The following is a 15,881-nucleotide window of genomic DNA, read 5'->3' on the forward strand; positions in this document are numbered from 1 at the left end:
TAATGAAAAAACTTTCTTCAGATCAGTTTTTGAAAGCTGTTGATTTTATTATGACCCATGCTCGTCCACTTGATAGAAAACTATTTGACTACTACTTTAATAATGCCTCAAATATTGCAGTCCTTAATGAATTAGCTCATTTCCAAAATGAAGATGGTGGTATAGGTCATGGAATAGAACCTGATATTCGAATGCCGCAATCAAGTCCTATAGCTACCTCTGTAGCATTGCAATATACCAGAAATGTAAATACCCCTTGGCGTCATCCATTTATTAAATCAACAATGAAATATTTAGAAGATACATATGATCGATTCGGTCACTGGCCATTAATTCTTCCAGAAATGAAAACCTACCCTCACGCGGAATGGTGGGGATCACGAAGCGATCAACAAACATCCTTTCAAGCAAATCCAGGTGCTGAAATAATCGGTTATTTCCATGCTTACTCAAAGGTGGATCATCATTTATCTTTACCGGAATTAGATGATTTGGTGATGCAAGATTTAGAAGGACGACGAGGAAACATTGAATTCCATGAAGTTCTTTGCTACTTAAGGTTAATCGAAGAATTATCAGACCACTCTATTAAAAAGAAGTGTATGGAACATATATTAGATGTTGCTGTAAAAGTCGTCACCAAAGACCCACAAGATTGGGGTGGTTATTGTGCTAAACCATTATGGCTTGCCTCTAGTCCTGATGCTTCTCTGTACCCTAAATTGGAAAAGTACGTTCAACTAAATCTAGACTACGAAATTGAGCAGCAACATGAAGATGGCTCATGGCTTCCTTTTTGGCAATGGGGACAATATATTGATGTTTGGGAGCAGGATGCAAAGCCTGAATGGAAAGGTTTCCTCACTGTTCAAACACTTCGAATGCTTCAACAATTTGATCGAATAGATTCACACCCTTATCAAAAAAGCAGAGGATAACAACCCTCTGCCTTTTTATTTCAATCAATTAACAACGCTCACCAACCTTTAAATCGTTAATATAAACCTTGAAAACAACTTAACTGTTTATCTGGTACGATAAGCTCAATATGATTGTGTAAATTGATAAATTCACCTGGGAGGTTTCCACCATATTCTCCATCTAAGTTTAATTGAACTTCGTTTTCTGCATGGATTTTAATTCTGCTTGCTTGAACATATATGATTCTTTCATCATGAATGTGCTCACCACGCATAGCTGCACCTGTTAACCTCACTACATCAGCTAAATTCGTCTTTTTCAAGATAATTAAATCAAACAGTCCATCATTTAAGTATGCATTTGGTGCAAGTTTCTCAAAACCACCGACTGAATTAGTGTTAGAAACGAGAAATAGCATTATCTCCCCTTCAAACCACTTTCCATCATATTCGATCGTCACCCGATTCGGTTTGATTCTTGGTAACTTCTCAAATCCTTTAACATAATAAGCAACTTGGCCCATCATTGTTTTAAGACGACTTGGCACCTCATATGTCAACTCCGTTAGCGTACCTCCTCCGGCTATGTTCATAAAATATTTGGCACCAACTTTTCCAATATCAATTAACTGTTGACGACCATCTATTAAAACATCACAAGCTTCCTCAATGTTTTTCGGTATATGTAGGGCGCGTACAAAATCATTCGTAGTTCCACCAGGTAAAATACCGAGCGTAGGTCGATTATCTTTTTCTGCCATACCGTTAATGACTTCATGGATGGTTCCATCACCACCAGCTGCAATAATAAGATCATAATTGCGATCACAAGCCAAGGATGCAGCGTGTTTCGCAGAATCTTTCCCTGTTGTCGCATGCGCTGATGCTTCATACCCAGATGTCTCAAGTTTTTCCAAAATGTATGGGAGATGTTTTTTCACATGTTCCCTTCCAGAAGAAGGGTTATATATTAACCTTGCACGTTTCATCGAATTTCCTCCATCAGATTCACTTATGTTTACGGCTCTGTTTAATGTCTCTGTTTGATGTTAAAAATCCGCAAGACTTTCCTTAGGAAGTTCACGGCTCTGCTGCTAGTTGTGGAACGGCTATATTCTAAATCAACATACTACGATAACATGGCCTTTATAGAAGCGAATACGTTTAAACATTCATTTATTTTTTGTACATAGCATTCTAACTATTCTTATGACAGTCAGTATACCACTTCACACAGAAAAAAAGAACGAATAAGCTATTTTCTTCCATTGAAAATAACTGATCCCTAGTTAGAACTCTGGATTCAATTTTAAATTGCACAATAAAAGTGACCCTCATCCTTGTATGGATTCAAAGGGTCACTCACATTAAACTTTCTTCAATCATGTAATTCAAAACCTTCTTCCTTTTTATCTAGCAGATGTTTCAATTTGAGTCACCCATGTACCGGTGTTGCGGTTTTGGTACATTTCGCTCACCTACGTCATTGGATTCACATCCTTTTGTAAGTACTCACTCAGAAAACCTGTTTAGATTATTATTCGCTACTCGAAAGCCGTTCTCCTTTCGTTTCGAATTAGCAATTGTTATTGCTTACTACGTATACTATACAATTAATTATCTATTGTAAACATTCAGAATATTTAGTTACAACTGTTTACCTTCTATTTGCCTATCTCTTCCGCTTATTTACTCTAATTATCTAACGATTTCATTTTTTTATTTATTCGGTCAATGACATCTCTTACCTATTCCTGTAAAATCAAGTTATCGGAGGTGAACGTTCCCATGACAAAAAAAGCGTTTTTAATTATTTCAACTAGTTTATCTATTTTAATGATTGTACTAGTTGTCATGAACGAATATAGCATGCACCAAGTGACTGAGTTGTGCGAAGAAGTAGGTGGCACTGCATACGTGGATAAAAACTTCTTTTCAGGTAGTTGGAGCGTTAGTTGCGATGGTATTGATGACGGTATTAATCAATGACCCATGATAATGAAACCTATCAAATAAAGAAAATGACGAAAGATGCAGCTACGAACATCTCATTTTGGGAATATCCATCTCCTTATGAACTTTATAGCATGGATGGATCACAGGAAACGATCTCCGCCCTCCTGTCTAAAGACTATTACCTTGTATCAACAGCCGAAGAACCTTTGTTTGGATATTTTTGTATCGGTAATGAAGCAAGAGTGCCAGGCGGGTATCAAGCGAAAATCTATGATGACATGGAGAATGTGATTGACTTGGGGTTAGGCATTCACCCTAATTTTACTGGTAAAGGATTAGGAATTTCTTTCGTATCATCTATTCTTCAATGGATAGAAAAGAACCTAACCGTTAACGAAGTAAGATTAGTGGTGGCCACAGTTAATGACCGGGCCATTCGCACCTATCAAAGAGCAGGGTTTATTTCTGGAGAAATTTTTTTTACGCAAGTTGGGAATTGGGACATGCCTTTCATCGTTATGAGAAAATCTGTGACTAAATCGTAACAAAAAGACACAATGGTTATTGAGCAAATCATGTTCATTTGAGATGATTAACATTGCAAGGACTATCCTCGATAACCGTGAAAGGAGAATGAACTACAGTGAGAAGATCCATTGATTACATTTTTATTTTTCTTATCGGATATCAAGTTTACTTTCTCACTTTTATGTTATTTACACCTGCCTCCAATCAAATGATCTCGCTAGGGGTATCTTTTATCGGTGTCTTACTCTCTGTTATCGTATGGATGAACAAAGGTTCTCTTTACTCAAAAAAGCATGTGAATATGGCTACAACAACTGGTATTTTGAGCGCCAGTTCGATCATTATTTATATTCTGGACTCTTTTCATCTTTTAATATGAACAAAAGGTGTGCCGCACCATTTTGGCACACCTTTTTATGCAGATACTTTCAGACGATTTTGTTTATATTTACGAAGGTAGAGAACAAATTGTGTGTAGATCACTTTCGCAACGAGAACGATCACAGAAATAAATGTAATAAGCCCTATGTTTGTAAAAATGATGTTGCTAACTGTTACATTAAGACCAATCATATAAGCTGCGAAAAATACTACTTGAATAAACGTAACAAAATATGGATAAAGAATTCTCCTCATTCTTCTTTGAACAGGGATGAGTTTCATCCAATCAATCACTTGCAAAGGGACAATCCATAAAAATGTACCAAATGCGAACACAAAAAGAGCTGTCCATGACTCTACAATGATCTCTGCTCCTAAAAATGCCGAAGTGATTAATACTGTCCCAGCTATTGCGACAATAAAGAAACCAACGATACTAACGATACTTACAATAAACTTCAGAAAATCTTTCATTCGCTTTAATTCAAACCTTTCTATATCTACTAGTTGTTTTTGATACTATTGCTTCTTTTACATGTCTATACATCATAGCTTCATTACACATGTTTGTGATTATAACATACGGAGTAATAGTGTAAAGAACGTTATTGCAGCGTATTTTCTCTTATTTATTTGTATCTATCAATGCCGTTATTTTACTTATACTTTTCCTTATCATTCACACGTATCCTCTATATAACTCATCATTTGACCAAATTTTTGAAATAAGACTCTGTTACCATTTCCAAGTCTTTTTCCACGAGAAAGTAACTACATATTACCTATCTTTTAAAAAATGCCTCATCTATGGATTCACATAGACGAGGCATTTCATATTATCGTTGTTTGATTTCTTCAACTAGTAGCTGATTCACCATTTGAGGATTGGCTTTTCCTCTAGAAGCTTTCATCACTTGTCCTACAAGGAACCCAATTGCCTTGTCTTTCCCATTTTGGTAATCTTCAATAGACTGTGGGTTACTATCTAACGTTTCATTTACCATTTTGCGGATTTCACCTTCGTCACTAATTTGTACAAGACCTTTGTCTTTGACGATTTTTTCAGGATCTCCACCGTTTTCAATTAACTCTTTGAAAACTTTTTTTGCAATCTTTGAAGAGATTGTTCCTTTTTCAATCAATTTAATCATGTTAACCAAGGCTTCCGGTGTCATCGGTATATCGGTAATTTCTTTATTTTTGTCCTTCAAATAGGCATTCACTTCACCCATAAGCCAATTGGATAGTGGTTTAGCTGGGCCACCTTGACTTAATCCTTCTTCAAAAAAATCGCTCATTGCTTTTTGCTGGGTAAGAACTCCAGCGTCATATGCAGGGAGATCAAATTTGTTAATGTATCGTTTCTGTCTCGCGTCAGGCAATTCCGGAATCTCTTGACGAACTTTCTCTTTCCAGTCTTCTTGGATATACAAATTAACCAAATCTGGTTCCGGAAAATATCGGTAGTCATCAGAACCTTCTTTCACTCTCATCAACACGGTTTTTTTACTTGGCTCATTCCATCGTCGCGTTTCTTGAAGAATTTCTCCTCCATTTGAAAGTTCTTCTGCTTGGCGAACTTCTTCATATTCAAGACCTTTTAATACGTTCGTAAACGAATTTAAGTTCTTTAATTCTGTTTTCGTTCCAAATTCTTTTTGTCCTTTTGGTCTTAAAGATATATTCGCATCACATCGAAGGGATCCTTCTTCCATTTTACAATCCGATACTTCCGTGTATTGCATGATCGCTTTTAGTTTTTCTAAATAAGCATATGCTTCCTCTGGCGTTCGAATATCTGGTTCAGAGACAATTTCAACGAGTGGTGTTCCTACGCGATTGTAGTCAACAAGCGTATGCCCTTCCTCTTCATCATGCGTCAGTTTACCAGCGTCTTCTTCTAGATGGAGCCTCGTAATTCCTATCTTCTTTTTCTCACCGTTCACTTCGATTTCAAGCCAGCCATTTTCCCCAATTGGACGATCAAATTGTGAAATCTGATAAGCTTTTGGATTATCAGGGTAGAAATAATTTTTTCGATCAAATTTCGTCATTTCCGCTATGTCACAATTTAATGCCATCGATGCTTTCATCGCAAACTCAACAGCTCGTTTATTTAATACCGGTAAAACACCAGGATGACCGAGACAAACTGGACATGTATGGGTGTTCGGCGGTGCTCCAAACTCCGTTGAGCAACTACAGAATATTTTTGAGTTCGTTTTAAGTTCCACATGTACTTCTAATCCTATTACTGTTTCAAAACTCATATTTTTGCCTCCCTCCTCTATAGCTCTGGCTTTTGTTTATGATAGTCAGTTGCTTGTTCAAAAGCATGCGCTACGCGATAAACTGATTCTTCATCGAAATGTTTTCCGATAATCTGTAATCCTACAGGTAGTCCATCTGCTAAACCACAAGGAATACTAATGGCTGGTACACCAGCTAAGTTGACTGGAATCGTTAAAATATCATTCGCATACATCGTAAGCGGATCATCGAGATTCTCCCCAAGTTTAAACGCTGTTGTTGGCGTTGTTGGACCTATTACGACATCATAATTTAAAAATATGTCTTCAAAGTCTTGTTTAATTAACGTACGAACTTTTTGGGCCTTTTTATAATACGCGTCATAATAACCAGAACTTAAAGCAAATGTCCCTAACATGATTCGACGTTTTACTTCATCACCAAATCCATCTGTTCTCGTTTGTTTATATGTGTCAATTAAATTCGTTTGCTCTTTTCTTACTCCATAACGAATACCATCAAAACGAGCTAAATTGGCCGATGCTTCAGATGAAGCTAACAAGTAATAAGTAGCCAAAGCATATTTAGAGTGCGGTAAGGATACTTCATCCCATGTAGCACCTAAGTCCTCCAAATGCTGAAGAGCTTGCTTCACTTGATTTTTCACATCTTCATTAACACCTTCACCAAGATATTCTTTTGGCACAGCAATTTTCATCCCTTTAATATCTCCATCAAGGGCGGCAAGATAATCTGGAACATCCTTGTCTGCACTTGTTGAATCTCGGTTGTCATATCCTGCTATTTGTTGCAAAACATAAGCATTGTCTTCTACACTTCTCGTAATTGGTCCAATTTGATCCAATGAAGATGCAAAGGCAACTAACCCATAACGTGATACTCGACCGTACGTTGGTTTTAATCCAACAACTCCGCAAAATGCTGCTGGTTGCCGAATCGAACCGCCTGTATCAGAACCTAATGAAAAAGGAACTTCTCCAGCTGCTACCGTCGCAGCAGATCCACCGCTTGATCCCCCTGGAACTCGCGACAGGTCCCATGGATTTTTCACTTGTTTATAGCTGGAATTTTCATTTGATGAGCCCATGGCAAACTCGTCCATGTTTAATTTCCCAATCGTTACCGTGTTGGCTGAAGCAAGTTTCTCTACAACCGTTGCATCATATAATGGATCAAAATTATCGAGCAGCTGGCTTCCACATGTCGTTTTCAATCCTTTTGTACTAATATTATCCTTGATCCCTACTGGTAATCCAAAAAGAACTTCTTTTGACTGAATTTGCCCTTTAGCCAGTTGATCATCAAGCTCTGCCGCTTGCTTGAGCGCTGCTTCTTTGTTTAATCGGAGAAAAGCACCTACTTTTTCGTCCACTTCTTCAATTCGTTTGTATGATTCTTCAACTAACTCTGTTACAGTAAGTTCTTTATTATGTAATAACTCATGGATATCACGTAATTTATGATCAAATAATCCCATTTGTTTCCCTCCTTATTCAAGCACAGACGGTACTTTGAATTGCCCATCCTTTTGATCTGGTGCGTTTTTCATCGTTTCTTCTCTAGATAATGACGGTTTCACTTCATCTTCTCGTAAAACATTTCTCACGTCTAAAACATGAGAAGTTGGCTCCACGTTATCCGTGTCCAATTCATTTAATTGCTCTGCAAAACTGATGATTTCATCTAACTCATATGCTAATTGTTCGATCTTTTCCTCTTTAAATTCAAGCCTTGCTAATTTCGCAACGTGCCTTACTTGTTCTTTCGTAATTCGTTCCACTGCATCCACCTCCACAATTTGAAAGAATATTTGCTCAATACCTGACTTTACAATAGTATGATCATACCAAATATGCTCTAGACAAGCAATCAGACAGATAATTTGATATAAAATATTATTGTTCTTTTTCTTTAGGACTTGTTCAACTTTAATCTTATTTAAAATTCCTTTCAAGCGAACGCTTTCCTCGATAAACGCTTCTGTTTCATCGAACACACACACAAGGATCGTCACCTCTTCCTTTTCCACTAGAGTAGCCACTCTGGTTGCTAGAACTTACGCTAGATTGCTACTTATCATGAGGGGGCGATTATACTTGATTGCGTGACCTAAAAAAGCTTTCAAGCAGTCCCTTGATAGCGACCACTTGAAAGCTCTCATGTTTTTTTAAGTTTATAAACTTTCTTTTACTTGTTCAAATTGATCTTGAATTTCTTGTTCTGGCTCGCCACCTAGTTTAGATACGACGTAAATAGCAATCCAAGCTAAGATAAACCCTGGAACAATTTCATAAAGGGAGAATGGAATAAGAGCTTCTGCCTGAGCCATTCGCTCACCAGTTGCCGGATCCATTGGTGGGGTAGACATAATATCCCAAAGGATAACGGATGCTCCACCTACGACCATTCCTGCTAAAGCTCCCCACTTCGTCATCTTTTTCCAGAAAAGTGCTAAGATCACGACAGGACCAAAAGCTGCACCAAAACCTGCCCACGCATAACCTACGAGATCCAAGACTGTAGACTCTGGATTGTAAGCTAAGAAAATCGCAAACAACGCTATTGCAACAACACCTAAACGACCTACCATGACTAACTCTCTTTGGGAAGCATTCTTACGGAATAATGCTTTATAGAAGTCTTCTGTTAACGCACTTGATGAAACGAGTAACTGAGAGTCAATTGTACTCATGATCGCTGCTAAAATTGCAGCTAATAGGAACCCAGATACCCACGGATTAAATAACACTTGAGTAAATTCAATAAAAACTGTTTCTGAATTCGCTAGAGGCGCATCAGCAAAGTAGGCAATCCCTACAAAACCTGTGAATATAGCACCGAATAAAGCAAATACCATCCAAGACATCCCAACTAAACGTGCTTTTGGAATTTCATCTTTTGATTTCACCGCCATAAAACGAGCGATGATATGAGGCTGTCCAAAATAACCAAGCCCCCAAGCTAGTAAGGAAACAATACCCAAAAAGGTTGTACCAGTGAAAACATCCAAATAAGCTGGGTCAATATCGCCAACTCGTTGAACCGTTTCACCCCAACCTCCCATATCTGAGATAGCTACCACAGGAACTATAATTAGAGCTAAGAACATTAAAATACCTTGTGCAAAGTCTGTCCACGAAACAGCTAGGAAGCCACCTAGGAAGGTATAGGATATGATAACTATCGCACCTATCCATAACGCTTGTGTATAGCTAAATCCAAATGAACTTTCAAATAAAATCGCTCCCCCAACTAAACCGGAGGATGTATAGAACGCAAAGAAAATTAATATAACAAGTGCTGAAACAATACGCAGTATTTTCGTGTCATCTTTGAATCTGTTTTCAAAAAAGTCAGGAAGTGTAATGGAATCTCCTGCAATTTCCGTATACATACGTAATCGAGTTGCAACAAACTGCCAGTTCAAATAGGCACCGATAGCAAGCCCGACTCCTATCCAAATTTCTGTCATACCAGCTGCATACATCGCTCCTGGTAGTCCTAGTAATAGCCAACTACTCATGTCTGAAGCACCAGCACTAAGTGCGGCTACCCCACCGCCTAATCGGCGTCCACCTAATACATAATCCGATAAGTTATTTGTCATTTTATAAGCTACTAGTCCTATACCTAACATACCTATAAGATAAATAATAAACGTTATTAACGTCGAAGTTTCCATGACTATCCTCTCCTCTCAGTAAAGAATGTAATAATTGATAAGATCACTAATAATGGCATTGGAACAAATAACAAAAACCACGTCGCTGCTGTCAATGAGTGTTCCATACTGTTCCCCCCCTCACATATTGAATTTCAAGAAAATTAAGACTAAAGATGTATTTATCATAGCATATTATACGAATAAAATACCATCTTAAATATACAGAACTATACATTAATCTGAATTTTCTCAATATACCTTCAAATCTCAAACGAAAAGCATAAGCAGAAGTTTATCACATATTTATTGTAAGAACATTGCAAATATTGTTTTAATAATCAGTAATTGTATTTTTATACAAATAATCTTCTTTCATTTACGCTTGCAGACTTAATGGGTCATATATATTCATCAAAAAAAATGAAAATTAATAGCCTATTTCATAACATGTTCCTATTTTACCTTATGTCCCTTTAAATTATTCTAGTACAAAAGAAACTCCTGAACATTGATGTCCAGGAGTTTCCATTACGTTATTTATATATATGAATATAAGGTTCTTGGTCCGCATATTGAATAATAATCGATTCAGGTCCGTTAACAGATTCGACATAGATATGAATTGGCACTTGTGTAGCAAACGTTGATTCTACTCGACCACTAATAAATTGTGTTAAAGCGATAATTTCCGCTTTGCCATGAGACTGAATGTTCAGCTCAATTTTTAATTCTTCTAACATGTCATTTTTGTAACGACCTTTTCCAACGACACCAACCGTGCGATCAAAAAACTCTTCTATTTCCTCTCTAAATTGGGAAAAGTTACTAGATAAATTTGGTTGGTCATTTCTTGCTCGTTGAGATGGGAATACAATAAAATCTTCATTAATGGACTCCCAACCTTGAATCTCAGATTGACCACTCTCAACATTTCCCATAGAAACAAAAGAACCCGGAGCCACCGACCCTCTTTCTTCTTCTTGGTATAGAGCAAAAGTAATCGGTACTTCTTCTAAACCTTCCATTGCTCTCATTCGTTCTAAGATTTCTTGAGCGATTTCGCGCCCTTGTTCCAATGTTTCTTCAGGATCTAATGGTTCTTCATGGAAATAGTATCCCCCATCTTCATCTACTGTTCGGAAATAATAAACAGATCTCAGTGATAGTCCGATGACGACCCCGCCAAGATTGACACCTTCTTCTTCATTACCATAAAAGTAATTATGTTCCATAATATGAGACAATACAAGCGGATTGCTACGCATTCTTTCTTCATCATCGTCTCCATCTCCAAGAGAAGGGTTCAATCCAAATTGATTACCATCTTCATCAGGGTCATACCGACGTAACCAACTATTTATCCTGCTCCCATCCAAGTGCTGTCCTTCTTGAAAGTAGTAATCTTCTTGATCATAAAAGCCACTTGCAATTTCAATTAACCCCATCTCGAATTGATTTAAATCCACTCGGTTTTCCATAGCATGAGCTACATTTCCCCGCGCTTCACTCCTGTGATACTTTCCATCTCTTAACACATTACGATAAAAGTTATCAGGAGAATCAATGGTAGGTGTAATGACGTATTGTTGTTCCTCTTCTTCCTCTGTTTCTTCTACAATGATCACATCTTCTTCGCTTCTTTCAAGAGCAGGAATACATCCTGTCAAAAGAATAACAAACGAAAGACTAAGTATATTCCACTTTTTCATTTATATTCACACTCCTCGCCATCGACTTTATGGCGTCGCAACCTGACAAACCGTTCAATCGACTTGCCTATTTTTCAGTTCTACTTGCCATTTTCTCACAAACCAATGGCGCGGTCTAGCCTAACATTTTACGTAGTTTTATCTATGAAATTAAACCTAGTTCTGTTAGTAACTTCGCTTCATCCCAAACCTCAATTTGAAGTTCATTGGCTTTTTTCAACTTTGATCCAGCTCTTTCACCAGCCACTACGATGTCTGTGTTTGCAGTAACACTACCAGTTACCTTGCCACCTAAAAGTTCAATTTTCTCTTTCGCCTCTTTACGAGATAGCTCTTCCATCGAGCCAGTAAGTACAATCGTTTTCCCTGCAAAAATAGAGTCGATTTCTTCGGCAGACTGGAGCTTTGGTCCTGTATACGTCATATTAATTCCTAACTCATCCAATTCTTCCAACAATAAATGAACTTCTTCTTTATCGAAATAAGTCGCAATCGCATGTGCCATTTTCGTCCCAATTTCATCTACTGCTTCTAATTGGTCGATCGAAGCTTCTTTTAGTTGATCCATTGTTTCAAAATTCATGGCTAATGTTTTTGCTGCTTTGGAACCAACATATCGAATACCAAGTCCGAATAATAATTTTTCTAAAGAGTTCGTCTTCGTAACCTCTATCGCCTTCAACAGATTATCAACAGACTTCTCACCCATTCTCTCTAACTTCAATAATTCGTCTTTTTCAAGACGATAAATGTCTGCTACGTCTTCCACTAGCTCGTGTTCAAATAATTGTGTAATAACACGTTCGCCAAGACCATCAATATTCATGGCATTTCTAGATACAAAGTGAATTAATCCTTCGCGAATTTGTGCAGGGCATTTTGGGTTAACACATCGTAATGCCACTTCTCCTTCTATTCGAACCAATTCACTATTACACTCCGGACATTCCGTTGGCATATGAAAATCTTTTTCCTCGCCAGTCCGCTGGTCTGTGAGGACATTGACTACTTTAGGAATGATGTCTCCAGCTTTTTTAATCGTAATTTTATCGCCTATCTTCACATCTTGCTCACGAATTAAATCTTCATTATGAAGAGATGCCCGTTGGACAGTTGTTCCTGCTACAGATACGGGATCTAAAATAGCAGTAGGAGTCACGACACCCGTCCTGCCTATGCTTAATTCAATATCTCTTAATGTCGTAACAACTTCTTCAGCTGGGAATTTAAACGCTGTCGCCCAGCGAGGGCTTTTTGCTGTAAAACCTAACGTTCTTTGATCTTCCAAACGATCCACTTTGATGACAATTCCATCAATTTCATATGGAAGATCCGCACGCTTTTCTAACCAACCTTCACAAAATTCAATGACATCTTCTATATTTTTGCAATGCTTTGCTTGGTCGTTAATTTTAAAACCTAGCTTACTAACGTACTCCAGAGACTCATGATGGGATGTGAGTTCTTTTCCCTCTAATTGACCCACAGAGTAAATAAATATATCTAACTGACGTTTCGCTGCAATTTTCGGATCCAACTGACGTAAAGAACCTGCTGCTGCATTCCTTGGATTAGCAAATAGTGCTTCATCGTTGGCTTCTTTTGCTTTATTCAATCGATTAAACGAACTTTTTGGCATAAAAGCTTCGCCACGCACGTCAATGGTAACAGTTTCATTCAGTTTAAGTGGAATCGACGCAATCGTTTTTAAATTACTTGTAATGTCTTCCCCTGTCGATCCATCTCCACGAGTTGCTCCTTGAACAAAACGGCCATTATCATACTTGAGAGTAACAGCAAGTCCATCAATCTTTAGCTCACAGCTATACGTCGCTTCATGACCTAATCCTTGTTGGACACGGCGATCGAAATCGCGCAGTTCACTATCATCAAAAGCGTTGGATAAACTAAGCATAGGAACATCATGCTGCACTTTACTGAAATGATCCAACGCTACTCCACCAACACGTTCACTTGGTGAGTCTTCCCGCTTCATGTCTGGATGCTTTTCTTCCAAATCGATTAGCTCGCGCAAAAGCTGGTCGTACTCAGCGTCCGTCACTTTCGGCTGATCCAAGACATAATAGTGATGAGCATAGTCATTTAATTGATCTGTTAATTGATCGATTTGCTTTCTCACTTGATCATTTGACATGGAAACCTCACCTTACCCTTTCGTAATCGGAGCAAATTTTGCAGCCAATCTTTTCACGCCGACTTGAGGAAATGCTATATCCAATTCGACGTTCTCACCGCTCCCTTTCAAACTAACGACCGTACCTGTTCCCCATTTTTTATGAAGCGCTTTATCTCCAACTCCCCATTCAAATGAAGCACCTTCTGTTGTCGTCGTTTGAGGTGTTGATACCGTTTTTCTTTGTTTTTGCGGTGACCGTGTCGGTGCTTTGCCTCCGTTGCTGGATGTACTTAAAGCACTTAGACCTTTCCGAGACGTTTGCATCCAAGGTGGTGTTGCCGCCTTTTCTTTTCCTATTGTTTCTAGTAATTCACTAGGCACTTCGCTAAGAAAACGTGACGGTGGATTTATGTTCGTTCGGCCGTAAAGCGTCCGCATTTGTGCCCGACTCAAGTAAAGTCGCTGCTCAGCACGAGTAATTCCTACATAAGCAAGTCTTCGTTCTTCTTCCATTTCTACTTCTTCCATTAGCGCTCGACTATGAGGAAACACCCCTTCTTCCAAACCGATTAGGAAAACGAGTGGAAATTCCAATCCTTTTGCTGAGTGAAGTGTCATAAGTAAGATTTTTTCGCTAGCTTCTTCCTCGTCATCGACTTTATCAATATCTGCTATTAATGCTAAATCAGTAAGGAATGCAATCAACGTTTTATCTTCATTCACTTCTTCAAATTCTTTTGCAACTGTTAAAAATTCATTAATGTTTTCTAATCGCCCCTCTGCTTCAAGGCTCTTATCATTTTTGAGCATTTCCCTGTACCCTGTCTTTTCTAGCAGCTCTTCGACTAACTCCATGACAGGTAAATATTCTTGCATCTGCACCCAACCGCGCAGTTGATCAGCAAATTCTCGTAACATCTTCGTGAAACGAGCACTCAATCCAATTTGATCAACTTCTTGAATTGTTTGAAACAAAGATAAATCATGATGATTGGCATACTCTTGAATTTTATCTAATGTTGTATTTCCAATCCCACGTTTAGGTACGTTGATAATTCGTCTTAAACTAATATCATCGTCAGGGTTGGCAACGAGTCTTAAATAAGCAAGCAAATCTTTGATTTCTTTTCTATCGTAGAACTTCGTACCGCCAACAATCGTATAAGATAAATTAGACTTAACGAATAATTCCTCGATCACACGGGACTGAGCATTCGTACGATAAAGAACCGCCACATCTGACGCTTTATATTTACCACTATTGATATGTTCTTGTATTCTCCCAACGACAAATTGAGCTTCATCATGCTCGTTACTAGCCTCATAATAACTCAGCTTTTCCCCGTCGATATTTTCTGTCCATAAATTCTTCGGCTTCCTTCCAGTATTTTTATCAATCACTTTGTTGGCAGCTTCAAGAATTCTTTTTGTGGATCGGTAGTTTTGCTCTAACATGACGACCGTGGCATTTGTGTAATCTTTTTCAAAGGACATAATATTTCCGATATCTGCCCCTCGCCATCGATAAATCGACTGATCTGAGTCCCCAACGACACAAATGTTTTTGTGACGATCTGCCATCATATTCACTAACACGTATTGTGCCCTGTTCGTATCCTGGTACTCATCCACCATGACATAGCGGAAGCGGCGTTGATAATATTCAAGCACTTCAGGAACCAATTTGAAAAGTTTGATCGTTGTCATAATTAAATCATCAAAATCCAATGCTTGGTTTTTCTTTAATTCTTTTTGATACGCTTCATATACTTTATGAACAGTTTCATCGTAATAACTGTTCGCTGTTTTCGCAAAGTCTGCCGGCGTTTTCAATTCATTTTTTGCTGAACTGATTGAACCAAGGATTGTCCGTGGATCAAATTTTTTCGAATCGATATTCATTTCTTTTACTAGACGTTTGATGACCGTTTTTTGATCCGTCGAGTCAAGGATTGTAAAGTTTCGATTAAAACCAATCCGGTCTATATCTCTTCTAAGTATTCTCACACACATGGAGTGAAACGTGGAAATCCACATTCCTTCTGCTTGTCCACCTATGATTTTCGCTACTCGGTCTTTCATTTCTCGCGCCGCTTTGTTTGTAAAGGTAATCGCAAGAATCGACCAGTGGGGTACCTCTTTTTCCCCAATTAAATATGCAATTCGGTGCGTCAACACCCTCGTCTTTCCACTACCTGCTCCGGCCATAATCAACAACGGTCCTTCTGCGTGTTTGACTGCCTCCTGTTGTTCCGGATTTAATCCTTCCAATAATTCACTTTTCATCATTTCACCATCCAAACGTACGTTCTAAT

General features: G+C 38.2%; 13 protein-coding genes. 4 read left to right on the plus strand and 9 right to left on the minus strand.

Annotated features, from left to right (window positions below; translation table 11 throughout):
• Positions 1 to 2: 2 nt before the first annotated feature.
• Positions 3 to 938: a hypothetical protein gene (locus tag QDN89_RS11775; protein WP_280770335.1), complete on the plus strand. Its 936-nt coding sequence runs from the start codon at positions 3 to 5 to the stop codon at positions 936 to 938.
• 56 nt (positions 939 to 994) lie between these two features.
• Here QDN89_RS11775 and QDN89_RS11780 read toward each other — a convergent pair whose 3' ends face one another.
• Positions 995 to 1,909 (minus strand): diacylglycerol kinase, encoded by a 915-nt coding sequence (locus QDN89_RS11780; RefSeq protein WP_280770336.1) that lies wholly within the window; start codon positions 1,907 to 1,909, stop codon positions 995 to 997.
• Positions 1,910 to 2,708: 799 nt separating this feature from the next.
• Here QDN89_RS11780 and QDN89_RS11785 point away from each other — a divergent pair.
• The 3 genes from QDN89_RS11785 (at position 2,709) to QDN89_RS11795 (ending at position 3,783) form a co-directional block, all read left to right on the plus strand.
• On the plus strand, positions 2,709 to 2,909 hold the full coding sequence (locus tag QDN89_RS11785) for a hypothetical protein (RefSeq protein WP_280770337.1): 201 nt from the start codon (positions 2,709 to 2,711) through the stop codon (positions 2,907 to 2,909).
• On the plus strand, positions 2,906 to 3,421 hold the full coding sequence (locus QDN89_RS11790; protein ID WP_280770338.1) for a GNAT family N-acetyltransferase: 516 nt from the start codon (positions 2,906 to 2,908) through the stop codon (positions 3,419 to 3,421). Before QDN89_RS11785 ends, QDN89_RS11790 begins: the two co-directional genes overlap by 4 nt.
• 98 nt (positions 3,422 to 3,519) lie before the next feature.
• Positions 3,520 to 3,783, plus strand: a complete 264-nt coding sequence (locus tag QDN89_RS11795) for a hypothetical protein (RefSeq protein WP_280770339.1) — start codon at positions 3,520 to 3,522, stop codon at positions 3,781 to 3,783.
• Between the two features lie 35 nt (positions 3,784 to 3,818).
• On the opposite strand, the gene QDN89_RS11800 is transcribed toward QDN89_RS11795, so the two are convergent.
• The 8 genes from QDN89_RS11800 to pcrA form a co-directional block, all read right to left on the minus strand.
• Complete coding sequence (locus tag QDN89_RS11800; RefSeq protein ID WP_280770340.1) at positions 3,819 to 4,259, minus strand: hypothetical protein; 441 nt, start codon at positions 4,257 to 4,259, stop codon at positions 3,819 to 3,821.
• A gap of 362 nt (positions 4,260 to 4,621) precedes the next feature.
• Complete coding sequence (gene gatB / locus QDN89_RS11805; RefSeq protein WP_280770341.1) at positions 4,622 to 6,055, minus strand: Asp-tRNA(Asn)/Glu-tRNA(Gln) amidotransferase subunit GatB; 1,434 nt, start codon at positions 6,053 to 6,055, stop codon at positions 4,622 to 4,624.
• A 17-nt stretch (positions 6,056 to 6,072) separates the two neighbouring features.
• A complete protein-coding gene (gatA, locus tag QDN89_RS11810; protein WP_280770342.1) occupies positions 6,073 to 7,533 on the minus strand; it encodes an Asp-tRNA(Asn)/Glu-tRNA(Gln) amidotransferase subunit GatA in 1,461 nt (486 codons plus the stop codon).
• Between the two features lie 12 nt (positions 7,534 to 7,545).
• Positions 7,546 to 7,836 carry an Asp-tRNA(Asn)/Glu-tRNA(Gln) amidotransferase subunit GatC gene (gene gatC, locus QDN89_RS11815; RefSeq protein WP_280770466.1) on the minus strand — a complete coding sequence of 97 codons (291 nt, stop codon included), beginning with the start codon at positions 7,834 to 7,836 and terminating at the stop codon, positions 7,546 to 7,548.
• A 393-nt stretch (positions 7,837 to 8,229) separates the two neighbouring features.
• Positions 8,230 to 9,738, minus strand: coding sequence for a sodium/proline symporter PutP (gene putP / locus QDN89_RS11820; RefSeq protein WP_280770343.1), 1,509 nt, complete (start codon positions 9,736 to 9,738; stop codon positions 8,230 to 8,232).
• Positions 9,739 to 10,253: 515 nt separating this feature from the next.
• Positions 10,254 to 11,429, minus strand: a complete 1,176-nt coding sequence (locus QDN89_RS11825) for a CamS family sex pheromone protein (protein ID WP_280770344.1) — start codon at positions 11,427 to 11,429, stop codon at positions 10,254 to 10,256.
• A gap of 142 nt (positions 11,430 to 11,571) precedes the next feature.
• The gene (gene ligA, locus QDN89_RS11830) at positions 11,572 to 13,584 is read right to left on the minus strand and encodes an NAD-dependent DNA ligase LigA (RefSeq protein WP_280770345.1); all 2,013 of its coding nucleotides are present in this window, start codon (positions 13,582 to 13,584) and stop codon (positions 11,572 to 11,574) included.
• 12 nt (positions 13,585 to 13,596) lie between these two features.
• Entirely contained in the window at positions 13,597 to 15,855 is a 2,259-nt protein-coding gene (pcrA, locus tag QDN89_RS11835; protein ID WP_280770346.1) for a DNA helicase PcrA, read from the minus strand.
• Between the last annotated feature and the right edge of the window lie 26 nt (positions 15,856 to 15,881).

Source organism: Salipaludibacillus daqingensis (genome assembly GCF_029891575.1).
Lineage (GTDB): Bacteria > Bacillota > Bacilli > Bacillales > Salisediminibacteriaceae > Salipaludibacillus > Salipaludibacillus daqingensis.

What these genes read in the sequence shown, in the direction of transcription:
- QDN89_RS11775 (WP_280770335.1), top strand. Translation starts at nt 3, where the DNA reads ATGAAAAAACTTTCTTCAGATCAGTTTTTGAAAGCTGTTGATTTTATT.
- QDN89_RS11780 (WP_280770336.1), bottom strand. Translation starts at nt 1,909, where the DNA reads ATGAAACGTGCAAGGTTAATATATAACCCTTCTTCTGGAAGGGAACAT.
- QDN89_RS11785 (WP_280770337.1), top strand. Translation starts at nt 2,709, where the DNA reads ATGACAAAAAAAGCGTTTTTAATTATTTCAACTAGTTTATCTATTTTA.
- QDN89_RS11790 (WP_280770338.1), top strand. Translation starts at nt 2,906, where the DNA reads ATGACCCATGATAATGAAACCTATCAAATAAAGAAAATGACGAAAGAT.
- QDN89_RS11800 (WP_280770340.1), bottom strand. Translation starts at nt 4,259, where the DNA reads ATGAAAGATTTTCTGAAGTTTATTGTAAGTATCGTTAGTATCGTTGGT.
- gatB (WP_280770341.1), bottom strand. Translation starts at nt 6,055, where the DNA reads ATGAGTTTTGAAACAGTAATAGGATTAGAAGTACATGTGGAACTTAAA.
- gatA (WP_280770342.1), bottom strand. Translation starts at nt 7,533, where the DNA reads ATGGGATTATTTGATCATAAATTACGTGATATCCATGAGTTATTACAT.
- putP (WP_280770343.1), bottom strand. Translation starts at nt 9,738, where the DNA reads ATGGAAACTTCGACGTTAATAACGTTTATTATTTATCTTATAGGTATG.
- QDN89_RS11825 (WP_280770344.1), bottom strand. Translation starts at nt 11,429, where the DNA reads ATGAAAAAGTGGAATATACTTAGTCTTTCGTTTGTTATTCTTTTGACA.
- ligA (WP_280770345.1), bottom strand. Translation starts at nt 13,584, where the DNA reads ATGTCAAATGATCAAGTGAGAAAGCAAATCGATCAATTAACAGATCAA.
- pcrA (WP_280770346.1), bottom strand. Translation starts at nt 15,855, where the DNA reads ATGATGAAAAGTGAATTATTGGAAGGATTAAATCCGGAACAACAGGAG.